Origin of the sequence: Loktanella sp. S4079 (assembly GCF_000967725.1) — a bacterium.
Classification (GTDB): Bacteria; Pseudomonadota; Alphaproteobacteria; order Rhodobacterales; family Rhodobacteraceae; genus Yoonia.
This window is the reverse complement of the sequence record NZ_JXYE01000002.1, coordinates 653,575-677,347: the sequence shown is the minus strand read 5'-3', so window position 1 is coordinate 677,347 and position 23,773 is coordinate 653,575. Positions and strand designations below refer to the sequence as shown.

Sequence of the window (23,773 nt, the reverse complement as noted above, 5' to 3'; positions counted from 1 at the left end):
AATGCCCGACGGGCAAGCGTGGGCTAGCGCGTGCCGTCACCCAATTCGGCGTCAACACGCACAATAACGTCATCGGTAATATTGGCCGCACGCACGGACATCACGACATTGCGCTGTTCCATTACGATGACCGCATTCCGTTCAATCATGACATTCGCGATGATGCCCTGCACACGATCCTCAAATTCGGATCGTTGTTCTGCGTCACGCGTTTGTAGCTCAATATTCTTGGCGGCCCGCACACGACGAACTTCTTCAACTTTGTCGTCAAAGGCATCCGCTTCGGCTCGAAAATCGACCGGATCCATATCGGGCCGACGCTGGGTCAAGCTACGCTCTTCCTCTGTCAGGGTCGCAACGATTTGGTCGTTTTCTTCTTGGACCTCTTCGATGGCCGCATTCAATTCGGCTGCGATCCGCCGCCCATAGAGTGTTTCATAATAGATCCGATCACTATCAATGATCAGGATCTGTGGCCCGCTATCTTGGGCTGTGGCAGGCGTCACCAACCACAGCCAAACGAATATGGCGCGCCACAGTTTCATTTAGAAGCTCGTCGAAATGGTGACGTCGAATGCTTTGGTGTTGTCGCGCTCTTGCGCATCCAAAGCCTCGGTAAAGTTGAACCGCAATGGGCCAATTGGCGTGGTCCAGAACAAGGAAACACCTGCAACAGCACGTGGCGTGAACTCGTCATAGATCACTGCTTCGCCGTAGGTCTCTCCCACTTCCCAGACTGATCCGTAGTCGATAAACGCACCGCCTGACAGACCGTATTCGCTGGGCAACCCAAGCGGAAATTCGGTTTCCAGACGCAGCACCGCAAAGGCGTTTCCGCCCAAGGCATCATCTGTTGCATCATCACGCGGCCCGATTCCGCCGGCCTCGAATCCACGCATCACACGGCTGCCCATAAAGAAGCGGTCGGTCACACGGCTGCTGCCCTCTTGGTAGCTCAGATAACCACCCTCAAGCGTTGCGCGCAATGTCACTTCTTCGTTCAGGATCTTAGCCTCGGCGCCAGCAAGTGCCGTGGATTTGATGAATTGCGTGTCACCAAATCCGAATTCTTGCCCAAAGCGAAGAAGAACGCCAGCATTCGGGTTCAATCCAGTCCGACGGGTATCAAAGCTATAGGTATAGCCAAGAGCATTGGTGGTAACTGCACCTTCTGCTGCTTCGTTGTGAATGATTTGGCTCGCGGACGATGAAACATCTGTCAGGTCATGATACTCAAGCGCATAGAGAACCGTCAAACGACCGTTTTCGCTCACTGGGAAGCTAAGAGATGGGCTAAACCGCAGATTCTCAGTGTCGTAGAGCGCATTTTCATTGTCTGTCGTGGCATAGGACAGATCAATGCCAAGGCGTAGGTCACGACCCAAAAGCTGCGGTTCAGTAAACCCAAATGCCAATCGGCGGTTTGATTCAGCCGTCGACAGATCAAAGTTCAATCGCTGCCCGCGCCCTTGAAAGTTCGACTGCTTGTAGGATGCGACCAACCCGACGCCAGTGTCGGTGTTGTAGTTTGCACCAAAGCTAAGGCTACCTGTTGGCCCCTCAACGACATCTACATCGACAATGACTTGATTTTCGCTCGTTCCCTGACGGGCATTCACGTCAACGTTTTGAAAGAACCCCAATGAGCGAATGCGACTTGCGCTATCGCGAATTGCGCGCGGGTTAAAGGGATCGCCTTCGACAACTTCGACACGGTTACGGATCACGCGGTCAAGCGTTGTGCCGTTTCCTTCGATATCGATCCGTTCAACAAAAATACGTGGGCCACGGGTCAGCACGTAGTTCAGATCAAGCGTCAAATCACGCGGGTTACGGGTGATGCGCGGTTCAACTTGCAAGAAGTTCACACCACGATTGACAGCCAAACGTTCGATACGCGTGATATCCGTCTCGATCGGCACTGGCGAATATGTTGCGCCAGACCGCACACGAATTGCGTTTTGATAGGGCGTTGGATCAAGCCCCTCGATTTCACTGGTGACTGTGACACGTCCAAAGTCAAATTTCTGACCTTCGCGCATGTTGTAGGTTACCAAATAGGCATCACGTTCACGTGTCAGTGCGACATCAACGTTTTGCACGACGAAATCTGGATAGCCGCGTGAGTTATAGAAATCCGTCAACAACTCACGGTCAGCAGCGACACGGTCGGGCGAATAGGTATCACGGCGAATTAGCGCGCGCAGCGCCCCCGCCTGTTTTGTCTCGAGCACACGGCGCAAGCGCGATTCAGAATAGGTGCGGTTGCCCAAGAATGATATCCGCTCGATCTCTGTCACGGCAGATTCGGTAACGACAAAGACCAAATCGACGCGATTGTCAGACAATGGAATAATGCTTGGCGTGACTGTAGCGTTGATCCGACCTTGCTGAGCGTAGGCTTCGGTGATCGCTGCCGTATCTGCCTCGGCCTGTGTCGGGTTGTACACGCGGCGCGGTTCGGACTGAACGACTTGCATCAGATCGCTATCACGCAAACGGGCATTGCCCTCAATGTTGATCCGGTTGATTGTCGGATATTCAACCACTCGAATAACCAAAGTGCCACCCGTTGGGACAACTTCGACGCTTTCAAAAAGTCCAGAGGCCCGAATTTTCTGGGCCGCATCGTTCAGCGCGCCCGTGCTCAATGAATCACCGGGTGAAATTCCCGCATAAGTCAGAATAGTTCCGTCAGCGACACGTAAATTGCCGTCAATTGAAACGTCGTTAACAATAAATCCTTGGGCCGAAACTGCACCAGTCGATAATGACGTAATAAGCGCAACGGCACCAATGCGGCACGCGGCCGAACCTTTTTGCGCCACAAGGCGCCCCACAAATTTATACATTTTGTCCGCCTGTTTTTATCTGCTGTTTATTGAACTAGCCGGAATAGTTGCACATGTCAAAATGACATAGGCCCCTATGGGCACAGCACTGTGTCGTTCAAGATTGTAAAGGGGATCGCAGTCAATATGATCGCCAACCCGATAAACATAAAGACCTGTATCGCCCGTTCAGAGGGCTTGCGACGTGCAACACCCTCATAGGCATAGAGCACGAGATGCCCGCCATCCAACACAGGAATCGGCAACAAGTTCACCAACCCAACTGCTGCGGAAAGCGCGCCAATCAGCCATACAAAGCTATGCACGCCCTTGCGTGCCATGGACGCGCTGGTTTCTGCAATACCGACCGGCCCGGACAAACTACAGGTCGAGATATTCCCGAGTACCATGTGCTTCATCCCCGACAAGGTCGTCGTGACTGACCGCCAGACGCTCTGTACCCCAAATCCCAATGCGCTGATTGGGCTGACACGTTCTGTCAGCGGCTCAAAGAAAAAGCTGCTTGTCACACCAATCATATATTTGGTTTCAAAACCGCCCTCTGGCAATGGCTGATCTGTGACGCGCGCAGCCAAGGTCACCTCGCGCGTTTCTCCTTCGTTCCACAAGGACAAAGTGACTGGTTCACCCGCAGCTTGGGTGACGACGTCTTGCAGCTGCATGAAGGAGAAAATGGGTGTATCATCCACGGACTGGACGACATCCCCGCTTAATACTCCGGATTCATCAGCCGCACTGCGGGGAATGACCTGACCAATCAGCGATGGCATCAAATATGGCCCCATCACTGTCATCTCAACGCCATCACGCAAGACTGTATACTCGAGCGACTGTTCTACGGGCAAAAGGTCAATCAGCCGTTCTGTTCGCGTCGCATCATCGAACTGGTGGCCATCCACCGCCAGCATCACGTCACCCGGCAATAAGTCGTTTTGATAGCTGTCAGGTAAAGGTTTGGCATGATCAAATGTCAGCGGATCAACCGACTGCCCCTGCACCATCGCAGAACCGGCAAAGACGAGGATCGCCAATACAAAATTAAATACCGGCCCCGCGAGAACGGTCGCAGCGCGCGCCCAAAGCGGGGCACCTTCCATCGTTTTGCGTGGATCAATATCCGGGGCGACATCCTCTGATCCGACACTTGCGGCATTGGCATCACCCAGAAACTTAACATACCCCCCCAGAGGCAGTGCAGCGATTTGCCAGCGCGTTGCACGCTTATCGACCCGGCTGATCAAAACAGGACCAAAGCCGACCGAGAAAACGTCCGCGTGAATTCCGCTCCAGCGGCCAACAATATAGTGGCCATATTCATGAACCGTCACGATAATCGAAAGCGCTACAACAAATGCAGCAATCGCAAAGGCGACATTCCCAAAAAGCGGGACAATCTGGTTCATAAATTCCAAGGCGTTATCCTAGTGTTGCAATTGCCTCACCAGCGCGAATACGCGCCAGCCTGTCAGTCTCTAAAACATTCTCAAGTGTAATGGCACCCGTAGTCACCCCAAGCTCGGATGACATTTTGTTCAACGTCATTTCAACAACACGCGCCATATCCAAGAACCCGATCTCAGATGCTATAAAACCATCCAGCGCACGTTCTTTGGCCGCGTTAAAAATCGCGCCTGACAGCCCGCCCTGCTCCATCACCTGATGAGCAAGTTCCAGCGCAGGATAACGTTCCGTATCTGGCTCTTCAAAACTCAGCTGTCCAATCTTTGCCAGATCAAGTCGTTCGACTGGCAGTTGCGCGCGTGTAGGCCAATGTAACGCGTAACCAATCGCATGGCGCATATCTGGCGGGCCAACATGGGCCATCAGGCCACCGTCATGAAACCCGACCAAGGCATGGACCATGCTTTCGCGATGAACCAGCACTTCGATCATTTGATGCGGAACGTTGAAAAACTCTTTTGTTTCAATTAATTCCATCGCCTTATTAAACATAGACGCGCTATCGATCGTGATCCGCTGGCCCATGTCCCAATTCGGATGACTCGATGCCTCTGCCAAGGTTGCAGTGGCCAGTTTTTCCATCGGCCAATCACGAAACGCACCACCGCTTGCGGTAATGATGACACGTTCGACGGCAGAGATATCCTCGCCCACGAGGGCCTGAAACACCGCTGAATGCTCACTATCAACTGGAAGAATGGTGGCACCGTACCGCTGGGCCTCGCCCATGAGTAAGGGGCCAGCCGTCACCAGCGATTCCTTATTCGCGAGCGCCAGAGTATTCCCTAGCTCAAGTGCCTTGAGCCCTGGGACGAGCCCCGCTGCCCCAACAATCGCAGATAACGTCCAATCGACCGGACGGGTCGCGGCATCTGCAATCGCCTCGTTGCCCGCGGCCACTTCGATCCCGGTACCAGACAAGAGGTCTTTGAGTTCTGCAAAACAATCGTCAAAACAGGTCACCGCAAGTTTTGCGCCCAATCGCTTTGCATCATGCGCCAACTGCGTGACATTCCTGCCGCCAGTCAGCGCTACCACATCGTATGCATCCTGATCGCGAGCGATCAAATCAATTGCGCTTTGCCCAATAGACCCCGTCGCGCCGAAAAGAGTGACGCGCTTCAAAAGGCTACTCCAGGCACGTTAAATACCACAGCGACCAAGAGCATAAACACCGATGCCCCAAGCAAAGCATCAAATCTATCGAACAGCCCGCCATGACCGGGGATCAGTGTTGAACTGTCTTTTACGCCCATACGACGCTTGAGCGCGCTTTCGGCAATATCGCCCATCTGCCCAGCAAAGCTAAGCACCATAGAGATCACAACGATCCACGACCCAGCATTGGTAAAGAGTGTAAAGATGTACCCAACCAGCGCGGCACCAATCCAGCCAGCGATTGTACCGCTCCAAGTTTTCTTTGGGCTGATCTTCGGCCAGAATTTGGGGCCGCCAAACGCGCGCCCAGCAAAGTAGCCGAAAACATCGGTGATGATCACGACCAGCATCAACCAAAGCAGCCAAAGGAAACCGAACTCCATCCGGAAATGCACCAGTCCCCAGCCAGCCACTTGGATACCCAAGGCAAAGATAAAGAACGTCAACCGCTCCTTCTTTAACTGGGTCACACCGATAGTTGGCACCACAAAGAACAAGAGCACGCCGATCAGCGTGCCATCCGCAATCGTCCCAGACAATATCGACGCCACAAGTGCCGCCAGCAACATCCCTTTGGTCGGTTCATCGTTGCGGATCATCATCCACAATTCCCAAACCATCACGGCAGTGACAAAAACAGCAAGCATCTGAAACCAGACGCCCCCCGCGATTACAGCTGCGGCGCCAATAATCGTCATGGCAGCACTGGAAGCGACACGCACCGAGAGGTCGTCCCAGTTCGAAGGTTTCGAGGTCGTCATTTAGGCTATTACTCCACCAAACCGCCGTTCACGTGCTCCGTAATTGGCAAGGACCTTGCCAAATTCGTCAGCCGAAAAATCCGGCCAAAGCGTGTCAACGAATTCGTATTCTGAATATGCAGATTGCCACAGCAAAAAGTTCGAGATCCGAGCCTCACCACTGGTACGAATAACCAAATCGGGATCGGGTAGAACATGGGTGTCAAGGAACCCAGAAAGGGTCTCTGCATCGATGTCTTTGTGCGAAAGTCTGCCCTGCTCTACCTCAAGGGCAAGCCGCTTTGCAGCGCGGGTGACTTCATCGCGGCCACCGTAGTTCAACGCCACAGTCAAATGAACGAGATCATTCTTCGCTGTAAGTAGTTCGAGGTCGTCCATCAGGCGCACCAACTTTTCGTCTAGCCGGTTGCGATCGCCAATGAAACGGACCCGCACGCCATTTTCCAACAGCGCTTTGGCCTCGCGTTCGATGTAGCGTCTGAACAATAACATCAGACCCGAAACTTCGGCCTGCGTGCGTTTCCAATTCTCTGTCGAAAACGCAAAAATTGTCAGATATTTGACCCCATGCGCGGGACAGGCGGCAACGATTTCGCGAACCCGCTTTGCGCCTGCCTGATGGCCAAACAAACGCGGGCGTCCACGTTGCTGCGCCCATCGACCATTCCCATCCATGATGATGGCAACGTGGGCGGGGCCTGTCATTGGGTCGTCTTGATCCTTTGGCATTGCTAGCCCTTCCGCCCGAGCGCGCTGGTCCGTGTCTTAGACCTGCATGATCTCTGCTTGTTTCACTTCAAGCGTTTCATCGACTTTCTTAATGTGTGCGTCCGTCAAATCTTGCACCTCGGTTTCCCAGAATTTCTGGTCATCCTCAGACATGCCATCTGCTTTGGCTTTCTTGATCTGATCCATCCCGTCACGGCGCAGGTTGCGGATCGAAACGCGTGCTGCCTCGGCGTAGTTACCGGCGACTTTGCCCAGCTCACGACGACGTTCTTCGTTCAACTCTGGGATTGGAAGCATGATAATTGTGCCGTTCAGCTGCGGGTTAATACCCAGACCGCTTTCGCGGATCGCCTTTTCGACCTTACCGACAAGTGCCTTATCCCAAACGTTGATTGTCACCATACGTGGCTCTGGCACGTTGACTGTCCCGACTTGGTTGATTGGGGTCATCGAACCATAGGCGTCCACCATCACCGGCTCGAGCATCGAACCTGAAGCACGCCCAGTCCGCAGCGAGGCCAGTTCTGTCCGCAAATTGGCAATCGCACCATCCATACGGCGCGCCAAATCATCGGTATCTAGTTCAAAATCTTCTGACATCTTCTACTGCTCTTCCTTGGCGGGCAAAGCCCGACTTTTGATCGTTTTACGGGAAACCGCGTAACTTGTATAGGTCAGCAAACGTGCAGAGTTTGTGCAGGTCTACCGACCTGAATTCTATTCGTGAACAATTGTATGCGTGCCTTCGCCGGCCAAAATCCCACGGAAGCCGCCCGGCTCATCCAGTGAGAACACAATGATCGGCAAACCATTGTCGCGCGCCAAAGCAATGGCGCTGGCGTCCATCACACCCAGATGCTTTTGTAGAACCTCGTCATAGGTCACATCATTATAGCGTACCGCATCTTCGAATTTCGCCGGGTCTTTGTCATAGACGCCGTCAACTTTGGTGCCCTTAAAGATCGCCTCGCAGGCCATTTCATTGGCGCGCAGCGTCGCGGCAGTATCGGTCGTGAAATATGGGTTGCCAGTACCTGCTGCAAAGATACAAACCCGCTTTTTCTCAAGGTGGCGTACAGCACGGCGGCGGATGTAGGGTTCAGCGACCTCGTTCATCGTAATGGCCGAGATCACACGCGTGTGGATACCCAGTTCTTCAAGTGCTGATTGCATGGCCAGCGCGTTCATGACGGTTGCAAGCATTCCCATATAGTCCGCAGTGGTGCGCTCCATCCCTTGGGCCGACCCTTGCAGCCCACGAAAAATATTTCCACCGCCGATGACCATGCAGATCTCAACGCCCATGTCGTGAACTGACTTTACTTCTTTGGCGATGCGCTGAACTGTAGGCGGGTGCAAACCAAAGGTCGTATCCCCCATCAACGCCTCACCCGAGATTTTAAGCATTACACGTTTATACGCTGTCTTCTCAGTGTCAGTCATGGCGGCCCCCGGCTCTATGTTGTTCTGCCGGGCAAAATGTCGCAAAACGACATCGAATTCAATGGCAGCTTGCCGACAAAACGACACGCAACGCAATAAGATTAATGATTACGATCACACCTCATAAACCAGTCTTGATTGCTGGCCCCACAGCATCGGGTAAGTCCGCGCTCGCGTTACATATCGCCCGCGAACAAGGGGGCGTGATCGTCAACGCCGATGCGCTTCAGGTCTTTGACGGTTGGCGCATTGTAACCGCACGCCCCGATGATGCCGATCTCACGCTGGCGCCGCACGCGCTTTATGGGCACGTAGCATATGATTCTGACTATTCAGTTGGCCATTGGTTGCGCGACGTGACGCCATATATCGGTACTGATCTCCGCCCAATTATCGTTGGCGGGACAGGACTAAACTTTAATGCCTTGCTCAAAGGGTTGGCAGATATACCAGCGACCCCGCCTGAAGTGCGGGAATATGCGAACACCCTGCCCCTCGAAACCTTGCTCGCCCAGCTCGATGAAACCACTAAATCCCGCATTGATCAGCGCAATCGAATGCGTGTGCAGCGTGCATGGGAGGTTTTGAATGCCACTGGCCGTGCGCTAAGCGACTGGCAAGACGCCACGCCGCCGCCCTTGCTGCGCCCGGACAATGCCGTTTTGATCAACCTGAACTCTGATACCGATTGGTTGAACGCTCGGATATCCAAGCGATTCGACCAAATGCTCGCACAGGGCGCGCTCGACGAAGCACGTGCGATGCTGCCAAACTGGAATCCTGCCCATGCATCATCCAAAGCCATCGGCGCACCGGAACTTATCGCGCATCTGAAGGAGGAAACGACCCTATCCGAAGCGCGCGAAGTCGCTATTATTGGTTCCAGACAGTACGCAAAGCGCCAGCGAACGTGGTTTCGTTCACGACATAAGGACTGGAATCAACTTCAGATTGATAGCTCTGACATATCAGCAACAGTCGAATTCGCAAACTGACGTATACGTTGATTTACAACGATTTTCGGCGAAACTGAAAATCAGTTTCAACATCGGGACACGTTGATGACTATTATGTCAGAAGTGAAGGCGTCACTTTCGCTGTCGCCTATTAAACATCAGGGGAACCAGAGTCGCTGGCGCACCGAAGCCATGCGAAGCCACGCATCGCCGCGACTTATTCACGTAACCAAAGGTCAGGGCCGCATTACAGTCGCGGGCCTGACCAATGGGTATGGACCGAATAACCTCATCTATATTCCGCCACATACAATGTACGGAATAGAGGTTGGGCCGACGGTCTTTGCCCAAATTCTAGAACTGCCAGATGCTGCGGGCATGCCACTCGACCCGTTTCATCTGCGGTTACTCGAAGTCGGACCACAAAAAGAACTTCTTGGGCTTTTTGAGTCAATCGAGCGAGAGCTTTTGCCAACAGGCGATCAGCGTGCAGTGCAATGCCACCGCGTTCTACTGAGCATCTTTATCGAAAGGCAGCTTAAGCTGCGCCCGGAAAGCGTAAGCGACGCGCGCCGAAATTCAGCCGCCGCTAAGTTAGTTGCGCGCTATACATCATTGATCGCACAGGACTTTAAGTCTGATCGGTCCGTCGCAGACTACGCCGCAGACTTGAACGTCACGCCAACACATTTGACAAGATGTTGCCAGCAGACTTGCGGGCGGTCGGCGCTTAAGCTCTTGAATGAACGGATCCACTACGAAGCATGCACTTTGTTGTGCGAAACACGTGCATCCGTGCAGGATATTGCGGATCGCCTAGGGTTCCAGTCGGCGGCCTATTTCACACGTACGTTCAAAGACCGAACCGGCGCAACTCCGACCCATTTCCGCAGAGCCGTCTAGGCTAGTGCCCCCAAATGACCCGAACGTAGTTCTGGGTTTCAGAATATGGCGGCACGTCGCCATATCTCTGAACAGCGCCGGGCCCGGCGTTATAAGCCGCAAGCGCCAATCGCCAATTCCCAAAAGCGTCATATTGTTGGCGCAGGTAACGCGCGCCCCCTTCTAGGTTTTGCACTGGATCGTGCGGGTCCACGCCAAGCACCGCCGCAGTCTGCGGCATCAACTGAGCCAACCCAAGCGCCCCTTTGACGGAAACCGCTGTGGCGTTCCATCCACTTTCTTGTTGGATCAAACGCAAAAATAAATTAGCCGGCACCCCATGACGCGCAGCGGCATCGCGGGCAATTGCCATAAACGGGCCCCGATACCCACCAGTGTAAGCAGGAACGATCTGCGCAGCATCTGCCCTTGGCGGCTGTAACCGTACGGAATCACGATATTGCGAAGCAGCCCGCCGATCCAAGACATCCGTCTGGCTTTGCAGCAGCCGCGTCCGGTTCATGGTCGACACTTGTTCTTGTGCGAATACAGGGCTGACCGTCAGTAGCAGTGCGATGCCAATCATCGGTGCCTTCATCTGCCTTATCCTATGCCGCTACAATGAACTTGGGCTAATATAGGGAATGTGCCGCACTCCGCCAAGGCTTTCAATTGGAAACGACGGACAAGCTTGTTGCGACGTGCCCGGTCTGTCACAAAAGCCCAAAGAAGAATCGTGGGAGATACCGCAATGGCCGGATCAGTGAACAAAGTCATCCTTATCGGCAACCTTGGCGCCGACCCAGAGGTGCGCCAATTTCAAAACGGTGGCAAAGTATGCAACCTGCGCATCGCGACCTCTGAAACTTGGAAAGACCGGAACACCGGTGAACGCCGTGAGCGCACCGAATGGCACTCTGTCGCGATCTTCCAAGAGGGTCTGGTGCGCATTGCAGAACAATATCTGCGCAAAGGATCAAAGGTATACGTCGAGGGCAAACTGCAAACGCGTAAGTGGCAGGACCAATCGGGTGCAGACCGCTATTCAACTGAAGTTGTTTTGCAAGGTTTCGACGGCACTTTGACAATGCTTGATGGCCGCGGCGAAGGTGGTGGCCAAGGTGGCGGTGGCTACGGCGGTGGTCAAGGCGGCTATGGTGGCGGCAACGACGGCGGTTATGGCGGTGGCAACAATGGTGGCTACGGCGGCGGATCAGGCGGTGGTGCACCTGCGGGTGGCGGCAGCGATATGGACGACGAAATCCCGTTCTAAACCACAGCCTATCTGATGAAGATACAAAAAGGCCGCGCAAATACTGCGCGGCCTTTTCTTTGGGAATATGATTAGCCGCCTATCCGCGTCCACGGTAAGGCGGGACGCCCTGATCAGGAATCCAGACGCCTTCGGGCATTTGACCCGTTTGCCAAAACACATCAATCGGAATGCCACCGCGCGGATACCAGTAGCCACCGATCCGCAGCCATTTCGGATCGAGAAAAGCAACAAGGCGGCGCGCGATGGAAATCGTGCAATCCTCGTGAAAAGCGCCGTGGTTGCGGAACGACCCCAAGAACAGTTTCAGTGATTTGCTTTCGACCAGCCAGTCACCCGGAACATAGTCGATGACCAAATGCGCAAAATCAGGTTGCCCTGTCATGGGGCACAAGGATGTGAACTCTGGCGCGGTAAAGCGTACATTATACAGCACATCTGCCTGCGGGTTTGGAACGCGCTCTAGCTCTGCGTCCTCGGGGCTAGCAGGCATAACAGTTGCGCCGCCCAATTGTTTGAGATTGCTATAGATATCGTCACTCATCAGAGATCCCTTTCGGAAGAATTAGACGCCGCGTTTGTTCCCCCAAACGAGCACATGCAATTGCGGAAGCACGCGCGGGGTAAACCAGCGGTCAGCGGTTACTTTTTCAATAAGCCAATGCAGACGGTCAATCGCTGCGTTCAAGTCAACAGGCAACTCAGGGTCCACTTCGGCATTTCCAGGCTGAAGATAGAGCGGTAGATCAGGGTATTTCGCGGCCGCCTCACGCGCCCAAGCGTAGTCGATATCGTCAAAGATAACGATCTTCATCACAACATTGGGCTGCGTTCCCGCAGCGGCAAGGCATTTATCAAAAGCCGCCCAATCAACTGTTTCCCCGCTTGAGGGCGGTTTTGGGCTCAGCACCAATGTATCTAGATCAGCAAACCACGGTTTCGCGATTGAGCCTTGGGTTTCACAAGCGAAGCGATACCCCTGTGATTGCCCCAAAGCGATCATTGGGCCGAAATCTTGGATCGCTGGGTTTCCACCTGAAATCGACACGGTGAGCGGCTGACCACCAGACAAGTCAGTGACCTGCTCCCAAACTTGTGCGGTGGTCAGCGCATCCCATGAGTGCCGATTGGCACTGTCGACGGCATGCATGGAATCGCACCACGTGCAACGGTAGTCGCAGCCACCTGCCCGCACAAATACGGTCGGCTCGCCGATCAACGCGCCCTCGCCCTGGATCGTCGGACCAAAGATTTCAGCGATCCGTAGTGTCATGGCCGGTACTCGGCCCAAGTTTTTGGTGTTTCTGAGACCTTCACAGCACTTGTTTCTGGCCAGCGCGATTTGCACCAACTGTAGAAATGAAACGCCATGTTTTCCGCCGTCGACGGACCATCAAGCACATCATTCAAGTGCCGATGATCAAATTCGTCATCGATATAGGTCTTTAGCGGCTTGAGCTCGTGATAATCGCGCACAAACCCATCACTATTCAGCGTGGGTGACGCCAATTCGACGACCACAATATAGTTATGGCCATGAAGCCGCGCACATTGATGATCCGCGGGCAGATGGCTCAATTGGTGCGAGGCCGAAAAGTGAAACTCTTTGGAAATGCGAAACATCAGTTGCCACCGTGCGTTTCAATCGCAGCGCGCCAGAACTCTGGGTCTTCGTATTCCGTTGGGTCGGTCACACCTGCCAGATGGAATGCTTCGCGACGTTCAACGCAAGTACCACACCGCCCACATTGTTTTTCTCCACCTTTGTAGCATGACCATGTTTGCGCAAATGGCGTGCCGACACGGGCCCCTTCGGTTACGATATCCGCCTTTGACCGGTGCACGAATGGCGTTGACAAGGCAACATCTGCATAACCGTCGAGCGCTGCACGCTGCATCCGATCAAAGCTCTCGGTAAATGCGGGCCGACAATCAGGATAGATAAAGTGATCACCGCCATGCACTGCCGTCGCGACGGCATCATCACCATTGGCGGCTGCAATGCCATAAGCAATCGTCAGCATGATTGCATTGCGGTTTGGCACCACGGTGATTTTCATGGTCTCTTCGGCATAGTGACCATCAGGCACATCGATGTCATCGGTCAGGGCAGAACCACTCAGCGCGGCGCCAATCTGACGCATATCAATGATATGATGCGGCACACCCAATCTCTCGGCGCAGGCCGCCGCGAAATCAAGCTCTTTGCGATGCCTTTGACCGTAATCAAAGGACACAAGCCGGGACAGGTTGCCTTCGTTGGCAACCACATGCGCGAGCGACACGGAATCCAAACCGCCCGAGCAGATAACAATCGTCTTCATTCTTTCAGTCCTTGTTTTGATGACCGGGTAGGCTGCGACCGGTGGAGCGCCGTTTAGACAAGCTGCATTCTGTTGGCAACACCGAATGCAGGGTTCCTATCCTTTGTGACAGTTAGTTTTGCGCCGCTTTCAACGATAACGCATCCTGTAGGACGGTTAGCACCGCGTCACGTGGTACATCCGACGTGATAAATGCGTCACCAATCCCGCGCGCAAGGATAAAGCGCAATTTACCATCCAGTACCTTTTTGTCCTGCCCCATCAGTTCCAGCAAGCCCTGGGCATCGGGTAATTCGCCAGCAATATCGGCGATATCGACTTTCACTCCCATGTCGCGCAGATGCGCACGTACACGGCTTGGGTCCTCTTGGCTACAAAGCCCAAGACGCGCTGAAAGTTCAAACGCAAGCGCGCAACCGATAGCAACACCTTCGCCATGCAACAGACGATCAGAATACCCTGTCGCTGCCTCTAGCGCGTGCCCGAATGTATGTCCAAGATTTAACAATGCGCGATCACCTGCTTCGGTTTCATCGCGTTGCACGATATCCGCCTTCATCTGGCAAGACCTCTTTACGGCCTCAACACGTGCATCCGTGTCACCAGCGGCCAAAGCGGGCCCATTGATTTCTAACCAGTCAAAAAACGCCGCATCGCCCAACATGCCATATTTTATGACTTCCCCGTAGCCCGCCAAAAAATCGCGTGCGGTCAACGTCCCCAAGAGCGCAATGTCAGCCAAAACCAAACTCGGCTGATGGAAAGCTCCAATCAGGTTTTTACCATGCGGAGAGTTGATGCCTGTCTTGCCGCCGACAGAACTATCAACCTGCGCCAATAGCGTTGTCGGAATTTGAACGAACCGAACCCCCCGCCGCATGATCGCCGCAGCAAAGCCCGCCAAGTCACCGATCACGCCGCCGCCAAAGGCGATCACGACATCGCCACGCTCGACCTTTTGCGACAACAGCCATTCAACAGATCGCTGCAATTCGGCCCAGCATTTCGTGGATTCACCTGCTGGCAGGACAAGCGCCTCTGCACTAAGGCCCGCGGCATTTAGTGATTGCTTCAAGTGATTCAGATGGAGCCCAGCAACCGTTTCATCCGTGAGAATACAAACATGTTTCCGGCCGCCAAATTTCGCGATCTTCTCGCCCGCCTGATCCAACAGTTCTGGGCCAATCAGAATGTCATATTCGCGCCCCGGTAAGTCAACATGAACAGTTGCGGTCATTTATGCAGCCTCCAAGATATCAGGACGGTTCGCGAGCGCCTCAAGCGCGCTCTCGGTGGTTTCATCAATACTGGCATCACGTGCGACCTTGAGTTGGACGCCAGCATGTTCGTAGATCGGGCGACGTTCCTGAAAAATATGTGTCAGCGTCGCTTTGGGGTCGGGTGTGCGTAGCAATGGGCGTGTATCTTTGTGGCGGACGCGCTCCCACAGGGTGTCGATATCTGCGTCTAACCAGAGGGCAACACCCATATCTTGGATCAAATCCCGATTCCTTGCGGCCAAGAATGCGCCACCCCCGGTTGAAACAATCCCCGGCGGCCCTGAAAGTAAGCGTCGTAGCACTTCAGCCTCACGTTCTCGGAAGAATGCCTCACCGTCACGTTCAAAAATCTCAGCAATGGATTGCGCGGCGGCAGCCTCGATTGCGGCATCACTATCGACAAACGGCACGCCCAATCGTTCCGCAAGTGCACGACCAATGGCAGATTTTCCGGACCCCATCATCCCCACCAACACAACTGTGCGATGCAGTTGATAATCCGGTCCGTCTGTCATTTGTCTTGCCCCCCGACTTTCGGCATTTTGCCGCCTCACGTAAATTTAATGCATGAATGCCGTGATCTTGCGGAAAAGGCCATATATAAACACTTCATAAGCGGGCAATAAGACCACATACTGAGGCAGAAAAAGAGAAACGGGGCAGGAAGAATGTTGCGGCTCATCAAGGCACTATTGTTTTTAATCGTATTGGCGGCTCTGGGTTTAATAGCCTTTGCCTATATCGGACCGATTTTCTTTCCGGCTGATTTCGCCGCTCCTTCAAGTGAGGTAACACGCCCTGTTACGCTGGAAACAAACTAAGCGGGCTGCTCTGATTTGTAGTGTGCTAGGAACTTCTGCCTTGGCAGAGGGTGAACCTTTGTCGGCTATTGATTGGTTGTCGCGCAGTGTAGAGCCTGCAATCGCCCAACCAGAGCCACCAATCACTACCGGCGCGCTTTCTCCACATGTCAGCGTTACGCCACTTGAACAACCGTCCAAAGACCCGGTTGGATTGCTCCCCACGTCTGTAACAGGCCTACCCAGATCGCTTTGGGCGGCCAGTCAAGAGGACACGCTTGTCGCGCTTTTGGCGGCCGAACGAATAGATGGCCTGCCCGCAATCCAAGATTTCCTAAAGGTTTTGATCCTTGCCGAGGCGGACGCGCCACTCAATGCAAGCGCCTCTGGGCAGATGTTTTTAGCACGCGTCGATAAACTGCTTGATATGGCCGCGATCGAACCGGCCAAGGCGCTTATCGAACAGGCCGAACCTGATACGCCCGCGTTGTTCCGCCGTTGGTTTGATGTGGCACTTCTCACTGGGACAGAGGATGATGCCTGCGACGTGATGCGCGACAAACCCTCTATCGCACCGACCTACCCTGCCCGCGTATTTTGTCTGGCACGAAACGGCGATTGGGCAACCGCGGCGCTGACGTTAAACACTCACCGTGTTCTTGGGGATATTAGCCCCGCCGAAGAGACCTTGCTCACAAGGTTTCTTGACCCGGAGCTATTTGAGGGCGAACCGCCGCTTGATCCCCCCGAACGCATCAGCCCGCTGATGTTTCGCATCCACGAGGCCATCGGCGAAGGATTGGTCACTGACAGCCTGCCACTCGCGTTTGCCCATGCAGATTTGCGGCCCACCGTTGGTTGGAAACCGCAACTTGAGGCGGCCGAGCGTTTGGCCCGTCATGGCGCGGTATCTGAAAACGTTTTGCAAGGCTTCTACACGGCTCACACCCCCGCCGCATCAGGCGGGATCTGGGACCGCGCGACGGCGGTGCAGCGATTTGATCGGGCAATCTCAAACGGCGACACGTCTGAAATTGCACGCGTTTTGCCTGCTGCTTGGCAGGCGATGAAACAGGCCCGAACCGAAATTCAATTCGCCAAGAGCTACGCCCCGGCCCTGTTGGACCTCGACCTTAATGGCCAGGCGCAATTGGATGCGATCACGATTGGCCTGCTCTCTCCGAATTACGAATCTGTTGCCCTGCGCGCCGCTGACAGCCGTTACGATCCGTTCTTACTCGCGCTCGCGCGTGGCCGCCCCCAAGAGGTCGCGGTCAACTCTCCGATTGCCCTGGCAATTCAGTCTGGTTTTAACGGAGCACCACCACCAGCGGTCCTACGTGATTTAGCCCGTGATGGAAAACTTGGCGAAGCGCTCTTGCGGGCTATTGCAATATTCAATGCTGGATATGCGGGCGACTTTGGGTCGCTGACCGATGCCTTGGCCTTTATGCGGTCGGTCGGGTTAGAAGATGTAGCGCGCCGCGCTGCCCTACAAGTGATGATCTTGGAACGCACACCGTGACCGCCACACATGCACCCATGCAAAATTGGATCCAATCGTTCCTAGAGGCCCAAGCTGCAGAGCTAGACGCAGCAACAAACACGCAGCTTGCCTATGCACGCGACCTGCAAAAATTTGCCGAGTGGCTCTCGGATCAAGACTTTCACTTTTCTGACGCCACGCGCGACCACATCGAAGGCTTTTTGATCGATGCCGAGAATGAAGGATTATCGCAAGCGACGCGCGCGCGCAGATTGTCTGCGATCAAGCAACTTTATCGTTTCGCATTTGAAGAAGGCTGGCGCGACGATAATCCGGCTATCCAGATCAAAGGTCCGGGCCGGGCAAAACGGCTGCCCAAAACGCTCGATATCGCAGAAGTGGACAGGTTGCTTGCTGCCGCGCGTTCCTCCCCGCGAGAAGCGCTGCGCAATACTTGCCTGATGGAATTGCTTTATGCGACGGGCATGCGCGTGACTGAACTGGTAAGCCTGCCAGTTGTCGCGGCGCGCGGTGATCCAAGGATGCTCTTGGTACGCGGCAAAGGTGGCAAGGAACGACTTGTCCCGCTTTCTCCGCCAGCGCGTGCAGCGCTTGAGGCGTATCTCTTGAGCCGCGACGAACTCGAAGAGAAAGCAAGAGAAAAAGGCAAACCCGCCTCGCCTTTCCTCTTTCCATCACGCGGTAAGCTGGGGCACCTCACGCGCCATCGGTTCTTTGGGTTAATCAAAGAGTTCGCCATCGCAGGAGGCGTTTCCCCAGACAAGGTCACCCCACACACCTTGCGCCATGCCTTTGCGACGCATCTTCTTGCTGGTGGGGCGGATTTACGCTCGATCCAAACCATGCTGGGGCACGCTGACGTTGCAACAACAGAAATCTATACACATGTTCTTGATGAACGACTAAAAGAGCTTGTGCTAGAACATCATCCGCTCGCCAAAAAGAGCAAACCCGAAAGACCCTAATGGAAACCCTGACTTCTGACGCGACCTTTTGGATTACAGCAGGCGCGATCCTTATCCTGTTGATCCTCTCCGGATTTTTCTCTGGCTCTGAAACGGCGCTGACTGCTGCCTCTCGCGGAAAATTGCGCTCTGCTGCGGACAAAGGGTCCAAAGGCGCGGAAACCGCACTGAATGTCACTGAGGATAGCGAGCGCCTGATCGGGTCTGTTTTGCTGGGCAACAACGTCGTCAACATTCTGGCGACCTCATTGGCTACGGCGCTTTTGACCAAAATCTTTGGACAAAACGGCGTTGCCGCAGCCACGCTGATCATGACTTTGTTGGTGTTGATCTTTGCAGAGGTGCTGCCCAAGACATTTGCAATCACCTACCCCGAAGAAGTCGCCTCAAAGGTCGCAGGACCAATTGCACTGGTCGTCTTGGTGTTTTCGCCCATGGTGTCCGCAGTCCGCTATTTGGTGCGCGGCGTATTGTATCTGTTTGGGGTACGCACTGACCCGGACAGCAATATTCTTGCCGTGCGTGAAGAAATCGCTGGTGCGCTGCAACTTGGCCACTCTGAGGGGATTGTCGAAAAAGAAGACCGCGATCGGATTCTTGGCGCACTTGACCTGAATGAGCGCGCGGTCGAGGAAATTATGCTTCATCGATCAAGCATTCAGATGGTTGATGCGGATTTGCCCCCGCAGGATATCCTTACGCAAATTCTCGATAGTCCGCATACGCGCCTACCGCTGTATCAAGGCGATCAAGAAAACATCGTTGGTGTCATTCACGCCAAAGATTTGCTGCGCGCGATGCATAAACTACTCGCAGGCTCTGACGCACAGGGCCTTGCAGCCTTTGATGTTATGAAAGTTGCGATGCCTGCGTATTTTGTCCCCGAGACAACAACGCTGGACGACCAGATGCGGAACTTCCTGAAACGTCAGACGCATTTTGCACTGGTCGTGGACGAATACGGCGGTTTGCAGGGGCTCATTACACTTGAAGATATTCTAGAAGAGATCGTCGGCGAAATCGCTGATGAGTTTGATGATCACGAAGAAGACTTGATTGAGGCCACTGCCGATGGCGCCTTTATCGTGGATGGCGGCATGACGATCCGTGACCTTAACCGCGCGCATGATTGGTCTTTGCCTGATGATGAGGCCAACACCGTGGCGGGCCTGGTGATTCACGAGGCGCAGATGATCCCCGTCGAAGGACAGGTATTTTCCTTCCACGGGTTTAGATTTGAAGTTCTCAAGAAAGAGGAAAATCGAATCGCAACGCTTAAGATCCGGCAGCTCTAAGGTAGGGTGGATTTAAATCCACCCTACGTCGATCAGCGCGCCTTAAACAGACTTCCCAGAATGCCGCGCACAATGCGGCGACCGGTGGTGCCCTTTAGCTCTTTGGCAACGACAGATGCGAGCGCACCGCCAAAGCCCCCACCAGACGAACGCCGTGAACGCGAACGGCTCTCGCCCCCATCGTAGCGGCGCGCGTTTTTGAACTCGCGCTCACGCTCTTCAGCTTCAGCCTCAGCGGCTTCTGCTTCAGCGGCTTCTTTTGCTGCTGCCTCAGCTTTTTTCGCCAAAATCTCATGTGCACTTTCGCGATCAAGTGGCGTGTCATATTTTCCGGCCATTGCAGAGGCGGCCATCACCGCTTTGCGCTCTGCGTCTGTGATCGGTCCCAATTGCGATGAGGGTGGGCGGATCAATGTACGCTGCACGACTTGGGGAATTCCCTTGCGATCCAGAAACGAGGTCACCGCCTCGCCTGTGCCTACTTCTTGGATCGCTTCGGCAGTATCGAACGCAGGATTGTCACGGTAGGTTTCTGCAGCGGTCTTCAGCTCTTTGCGATCTTTGGCGGTAAAGGCACGCAACGCGTGTTGCACGCGATTGCCAAGCTGCCCCAAGACATCCTCGGGGATATCGCCGGGGTTCTGGGTCACAAAATAGACGCCAACACCTTTAGAACGGATCAACCGCGCGACTTGTTCGACCTTATCAACCAGCGCTTTGGGGGCGCCGTCAAAGAGCAGATGGGCCTCGTCAAAAAAGAACACCAATTTAGGTTTATCCGGGTTACCGACCTCGGGCAGTTCCTCGAAAAGCTCGGACAGTAGCCACAGAAGGAATGTCGCATAAAGCCGCGGGCTGCCCATCAATTGATCCGCTGCGAGGATATTGATTTCGCCGCGCCCTTCGCGCGTGCGCATCATATCAGACAGCTCTAACGCAGGTTCACCGAACAGCGCCGCCCCACCCTGATTTTCCAACACCAAGAGTTCGCGCTGAATCGCACCCACAGAGGACGACGCAACATTTCCGTAGCGCAGCGACAATTCTTGGGCGTTTTGCCCGACCCAGACCAAGAGCGCTTGAAGATCCTTGAGATCAAGCAGCGGCAATCCTTCTTCGTCGGCCACACGGAAGGCGACGTTCAGTACGCCTTCTTGGACATCCGTCAAATCCATCAAGCGCGCGAGCAAAAGTGGCCCCATTTCGGCGACTGTCGCACGAATGGGGTGCCCTTTCTCACCAAAGAGATCCCAGAAGGTCACGGGAAACTGATCGTACGATAGATCCAAACCAATGGTTTCCGCACGTTTGGTAAAAGCTTCGTGGAGTTTAAATGTCTCGCTTCCACTTGCCGCGAGCCCCGACAAATCACCTTTGACGTCAGACAAGAACACTGGCACGCCTGCCGCAGAAAAACCTTCGGCCATGATTTGCAGCGTCACAGTCTTACCGGTTCCGGTTGCACCCGCGATCAGCCCATGTCGATTGGCCTTGTCCAGCAACAAAGTCTGCGCTTCGCCATAATCTTGGGCACCGCCGCCGATAAAAATGTGATCCGCCATTCAACTGTCCTTTGATATGTTGCGGGATCAAAATACAGGCTTACCACATCGTTTCCAGCACAAAGACAGGCAGAACATCATCCCTGCCCTGAAACGCGTAATTTTCCCCGCAATCTATGATTGCCGGATTTGTATGAATTTCAGTTAAGTCACTCAATTCTCATTTGATATTGACGCCCATACGCGCATTGCGTAACCTCTGCTTCAATTAGTCGGCCAAGTCCGGCAGGGAAAAATGGAAAAGGGTTCCTTTACGGGCCCTTTTTCTATTTACGCCCTCGAAATTGTGAGCGAAACACAGCCACAACGACGCCATTCCCCACTGACAGCTGGAAAAGCCCGTGCTAAGCAAATCCAAAAGCAAAAGGACCTATCTGATGCGCAGTACATTCAAATCAATTGTTGTGGCCGCCCTGCTCGCACACGCGGGCGCAGCATTCGCCCAAGACGACGTTGAAGCACCTGAAACAGAAACCGAAGCCACGCAAGAACAAGAAGAGCAATCTAGCGATCTTGATCTTGGACAGCCTGCCGGTCCCGCTGTTGGTCAGGCCTATATTTTGCAAGAGTTCGGCGATTGGGCCATGCGCTGTATCCGTGCTCCTGAAGGCGAGGCAGATCCTTGCAACATGTATCAGTTGCTCAGCGATGATCAGGGAAATGCGATTGCAGAGTTTAACTTTTTTCGTCTTCCCGAAGGATCAACAGCCGTTGCAGGGGCAACGGTCGTCGTGCCGCTTGAGACGCTCTTGACCGAACAGTTGACGCTCTCAGTTGATGGCCAAAATGCGCGCCGCTACCCGTTCCGTTTTTGCAACCAAGGTGGCTGTATCGCCCGTCTTGGGTTCACCCAAGCAGAAATCGATCAGTTTAAGCGTGGTGCCGAAGGGACAGTCCGTTTGGTTCACGCAGCGAATCCATCCAATGAAATCTTGCTGAAACTGTCTTTGACAGGATTTACCGCAGGGTTCGAAGGATCAGTCAGCCCAGCTGAATAAAACAATCACGCGCGATACCCGGACAGTCCGTTCGGGTATCGCGCCCTAGAATTTGCGTAACGCGATCACTGCGTTCAAGCCACCAAAAGCGAAGGCATTTGACAATGCCACATCGACGTCTGCTTCGCGGGCGACATTTGGCACCACGTCTAACGTACATTCGGGATCGGGTTCTTCGTAGCCAATGGTCGGCGCAACGATGCCGTCCCGCACTGCCATCACACAGGCCAAGAGTTCAACAGCCCCCGTCCCACCAATCAAGTGACCGTGCATTGATTTAGTGGACGAGATCATCAGTTGATCCGCATGCGCCCCAAAGACATCAGCAACGGCAGCGCATTCTGTCTTGTCGTTTGCGGCAGTTCCTGTGCCATGGGCGTTAATATAGCCGACTTGATCCGAGGACACGCCAGCATCGCGCACCGCACCGGCAATGGCACGTGCCGCCCCTTGTTTTGAAGGTGTCACAATGTCGGACGCATCCGATGACATGGCGAATCCAACAACCTCGCAAATAATTTCTGCACCGCGGGCCTTGGCGTGTTCATAATCTTCAAAGACAAAAACAGCGGCGCCCTCACCCTGGACCATTCCGTTTCTGGTGGCCGAAAATGGGCGGCAGGCATCCTTTGACATCACGCGCAGACCTTCCCAGGCTTTTATACCGCCGAAACACAGCATCGCTTCGGAACCACCCGTGATCATCACCTTGGACATGCCGCTGCGGACCATATTGAACGCCTGCCCCATGGCATGGTTCGACGACGCGCAGGCCGTCGCCACAGTGAAGGTCGGGCCGCGCAGGTTACATTCGATTGAGACATGGCTAGCAGCCGCATTGTTCATCAATCGCGGAACGATAAAGGGATGGACCCGGTTCTTACCTTCCTCATAAACGGCGCGATAGTTTTCGTCTTGGGTGTTGAGCCCGCCGCCGGATGTTCCGAGCACGACGCCAGATTGATCTGCCAATTCCCCGCTGAAAGTCAGACCAGATTCTCCAATCGCCTGACGTGCGGCCAAAAGCGCGAACTGTGTAAACCGATCATAAAGCGCGAGCTGTTGTCGATTGAAATGCGCAGATTCGTCGTAGCCCTTGATCTGCCCACCGATCTGGATCGACAGGCGATCAACGTCTTTGATTTCCAGCGGGCCAATACCGCAACGCCCTTCGCGAAATGCTTCGAACGTGCTGGCCACATCAAAACCTAGTGGGTTAACGGTACCCGCCCCGGTTATTACGACCCGCCTCATTAGTTGGACTGCTCGCTCTTTAGCTTATCGACTGCTGCAATGATTGCTGCGACTGAAGATATATCAAAATCGCTTGCGCTCGGATCATTCGCGTTGAACGGCACGGTGATATCAAAACTTTCTTCAATTGCAAAAATGCTTTCGACGAGACCAAGGCTGTCGATCCCGAGGTCCTCAAGCGTGTGATCCATCTTGACATCTGATGGTTCCAGCATCGCCTGCTCTGCTATAATTTCAATCACCTGTTCTTTGACGCTCATAATCTGAGATCCG

Annotated in this window: 25 protein-coding genes; 7 read left to right on the top strand and 18 right to left on the bottom strand. The window is 54.1% G+C overall.

The genetic code is table 11. The features are described from left to right. Positions 1 to 23: 23 nt before the first annotated feature. From TW80_RS04510 to pyrH, 8 genes are all read right to left on the bottom strand, one after another. Positions 24 to 545, bottom strand: a complete 522-nt coding sequence (locus tag TW80_RS04510) for an OmpH family outer membrane protein (protein ID WP_045996114.1) — start codon at positions 543 to 545, stop codon at positions 24 to 26. Continuing rightward, complete coding sequence (bamA, locus tag TW80_RS04505) at positions 546 to 2,852, bottom strand: outer membrane protein assembly factor BamA (RefSeq protein WP_045996113.1); 2,307 nt, start codon at positions 2,850 to 2,852, stop codon at positions 546 to 548. It abuts the gene before it with no gap. 74 nt (positions 2,853 to 2,926) lie between these two features. Beyond that, on the bottom strand, positions 2,927 to 4,255 hold the full coding sequence (gene rseP / locus TW80_RS04500) for an RIP metalloprotease RseP (RefSeq protein ID WP_045996112.1): 1,329 nt from the start codon (positions 4,253 to 4,255) through the stop codon (positions 2,927 to 2,929). A 13-nt stretch (positions 4,256 to 4,268) separates the two neighbouring features. Next, positions 4,269 to 5,438: a 1-deoxy-D-xylulose-5-phosphate reductoisomerase gene (gene dxr / locus TW80_RS04495; protein ID WP_045996111.1), complete on the bottom strand. Its 1,170-nt coding sequence runs from the start codon at positions 5,436 to 5,438 to the stop codon at positions 4,269 to 4,271. Further along, entirely contained in the window at positions 5,435 to 6,232 is a 798-nt protein-coding gene (locus TW80_RS04490; protein ID WP_045996110.1) for a phosphatidate cytidylyltransferase, read from the bottom strand. Before TW80_RS04490 ends, dxr begins: the two co-directional genes overlap by 4 nt. Further along, complete coding sequence (gene uppS / locus TW80_RS04485; RefSeq protein WP_045996109.1) at positions 6,233 to 6,961, bottom strand: polyprenyl diphosphate synthase; 729 nt, start codon at positions 6,959 to 6,961, stop codon at positions 6,233 to 6,235. Positions 6,962 to 6,997: 36 nt separating this feature from the next. After that, entirely contained in the window at positions 6,998 to 7,561 is a 564-nt protein-coding gene (gene frr, locus TW80_RS04480; protein WP_045996108.1) for a ribosome recycling factor, read from the bottom strand. 117 nt (positions 7,562 to 7,678) lie between these two features. Beyond that, the gene (gene pyrH, locus TW80_RS04475; RefSeq protein ID WP_045996107.1) at positions 7,679 to 8,404 is read right to left on the bottom strand and encodes a UMP kinase; all 726 of its coding nucleotides are present in this window, start codon (positions 8,402 to 8,404) and stop codon (positions 7,679 to 7,681) included. A 104-nt stretch (positions 8,405 to 8,508) separates the two neighbouring features. Here pyrH and miaA point away from each other — a divergent pair, with 104 nt between their 5' ends. Then, positions 8,509 to 9,399 carry a tRNA (adenosine(37)-N6)-dimethylallyltransferase MiaA gene (gene miaA, locus TW80_RS04470; protein ID WP_084625712.1) on the top strand — a complete coding sequence of 297 codons (891 nt, stop codon included), beginning with the start codon at positions 8,509 to 8,511 and terminating at the stop codon, positions 9,397 to 9,399. 66 nt (positions 9,400 to 9,465) lie between these two features. Next, positions 9,466 to 10,263 (top strand): helix-turn-helix domain-containing protein, encoded by a 798-nt coding sequence (locus TW80_RS04465; RefSeq protein WP_045996105.1) that lies wholly within the window; start codon positions 9,466 to 9,468, stop codon positions 10,261 to 10,263. Position 10,264: 1 nt separating this feature from the next. Here the strand turns inward: TW80_RS04465 and TW80_RS04460 are convergent, their stop codons facing one another. Then, complete coding sequence (locus TW80_RS04460) at positions 10,265 to 10,840, bottom strand: lytic transglycosylase domain-containing protein (RefSeq protein ID WP_045996104.1); 576 nt, start codon at positions 10,838 to 10,840, stop codon at positions 10,265 to 10,267. A gap of 153 nt (positions 10,841 to 10,993) precedes the next feature. On the opposite strand from TW80_RS04460, the gene ssb reads away from it, so the two are divergent. After that, entirely contained in the window at positions 10,994 to 11,515 is a 522-nt protein-coding gene (gene ssb, locus TW80_RS04455; protein WP_045996103.1) for a single-stranded DNA-binding protein, read from the top strand. Between the two features lie 79 nt (positions 11,516 to 11,594). Here ssb and queF read toward each other — a convergent pair whose 3' ends face one another. From queF to TW80_RS04425, 6 genes are all read right to left on the bottom strand, one after another. Continuing rightward, positions 11,595 to 12,059: a preQ(1) synthase gene (queF, locus tag TW80_RS04450; RefSeq protein ID WP_045996102.1), complete on the bottom strand. Its 465-nt coding sequence runs from the start codon at positions 12,057 to 12,059 to the stop codon at positions 11,595 to 11,597. A 21-nt stretch (positions 12,060 to 12,080) separates the two neighbouring features. After that, complete coding sequence (queE, locus tag TW80_RS04445) at positions 12,081 to 12,788, bottom strand: 7-carboxy-7-deazaguanine synthase QueE (protein WP_045996101.1); 708 nt, start codon at positions 12,786 to 12,788, stop codon at positions 12,081 to 12,083. Further along, on the bottom strand, positions 12,785 to 13,138 hold the full coding sequence (queD, locus tag TW80_RS04440) for a 6-carboxytetrahydropterin synthase QueD (protein ID WP_045996100.1): 354 nt from the start codon (positions 13,136 to 13,138) through the stop codon (positions 12,785 to 12,787). Before queD ends, queE begins: the two co-directional genes overlap by 4 nt. Then, positions 13,138 to 13,839, bottom strand: coding sequence for a 7-cyano-7-deazaguanine synthase QueC (queC, locus tag TW80_RS04435; protein ID WP_045996099.1), 702 nt, complete (start codon positions 13,837 to 13,839; stop codon positions 13,138 to 13,140). The genes queD and queC overlap by 1 nt, the downstream gene beginning before the upstream one ends. A 112-nt stretch (positions 13,840 to 13,951) precedes the next feature. Beyond that, entirely contained in the window at positions 13,952 to 15,076 is a 1,125-nt protein-coding gene (gene aroB, locus TW80_RS04430; RefSeq protein ID WP_045996098.1) for a 3-dehydroquinate synthase, read from the bottom strand. After that, the gene (locus TW80_RS04425; protein WP_045996097.1) at positions 15,077 to 15,634 is read right to left on the bottom strand and encodes a shikimate kinase; all 558 of its coding nucleotides are present in this window, start codon (positions 15,632 to 15,634) and stop codon (positions 15,077 to 15,079) included. Between the two features lie 346 nt (positions 15,635 to 15,980). Here TW80_RS04425 and TW80_RS04420 point away from each other — a divergent pair, with 346 nt between their 5' ends. The 3 genes from TW80_RS04420 to TW80_RS04410 are packed head-to-tail and all read left to right on the top strand — an operon-like array spanning position 15,981 to position 19,686. Continuing rightward, a complete protein-coding gene (locus TW80_RS04420; protein WP_239450486.1) occupies positions 15,981 to 17,444 on the top strand; it encodes a hypothetical protein in 1,464 nt (487 codons plus the stop codon). 17 nt (positions 17,445 to 17,461) lie between these two features. Next, positions 17,462 to 18,391 carry a site-specific tyrosine recombinase XerD gene (locus TW80_RS04415; protein ID WP_045996095.1) on the top strand — a complete coding sequence of 310 codons (930 nt, stop codon included), beginning with the start codon at positions 17,462 to 17,464 and terminating at the stop codon, positions 18,389 to 18,391. Then, the gene (locus tag TW80_RS04410; protein ID WP_045996094.1) at positions 18,391 to 19,686 is read left to right on the top strand and encodes an HlyC/CorC family transporter; all 1,296 of its coding nucleotides are present in this window, start codon (positions 18,391 to 18,393) and stop codon (positions 19,684 to 19,686) included. The genes TW80_RS04415 and TW80_RS04410 overlap by 1 nt, the downstream gene beginning before the upstream one ends. Positions 19,687 to 19,718: 32 nt before the next feature. Here the strand turns inward: TW80_RS04410 and TW80_RS04405 are convergent, their stop codons facing one another. After that, on the bottom strand, positions 19,719 to 21,248 hold the full coding sequence (locus TW80_RS04405) for a helicase HerA-like domain-containing protein (protein WP_045996093.1): 1,530 nt from the start codon (positions 21,246 to 21,248) through the stop codon (positions 19,719 to 19,721). Between the two features lie 377 nt (positions 21,249 to 21,625). Here TW80_RS04405 and TW80_RS04400 point away from each other — a divergent pair, with 377 nt between their 5' ends. Next, positions 21,626 to 22,246 carry an invasion associated locus B family protein gene (locus TW80_RS04400; RefSeq protein WP_045996092.1) on the top strand — a complete coding sequence of 207 codons (621 nt, stop codon included), beginning with the start codon at positions 21,626 to 21,628 and terminating at the stop codon, positions 22,244 to 22,246. A gap of 45 nt (positions 22,247 to 22,291) precedes the next feature. Here the strand turns inward: TW80_RS04400 and TW80_RS04395 are convergent, their stop codons facing one another. Both TW80_RS04395 and TW80_RS04390 read right to left on the bottom strand, forming a co-directional pair. Next, positions 22,292 to 23,500, bottom strand: a complete 1,209-nt coding sequence (locus TW80_RS04395) for a beta-ketoacyl-[acyl-carrier-protein] synthase family protein (protein WP_045996091.1) — start codon at positions 23,498 to 23,500, stop codon at positions 22,292 to 22,294. Further along, the gene (locus TW80_RS04390; protein WP_045996090.1) at positions 23,500 to 23,760 is read right to left on the bottom strand and encodes an acyl carrier protein; all 261 of its coding nucleotides are present in this window, start codon (positions 23,758 to 23,760) and stop codon (positions 23,500 to 23,502) included. The genes TW80_RS04395 and TW80_RS04390 overlap by 1 nt, the downstream gene beginning before the upstream one ends. Positions 23,761 to 23,773: the final 13 nt, after the last annotated feature.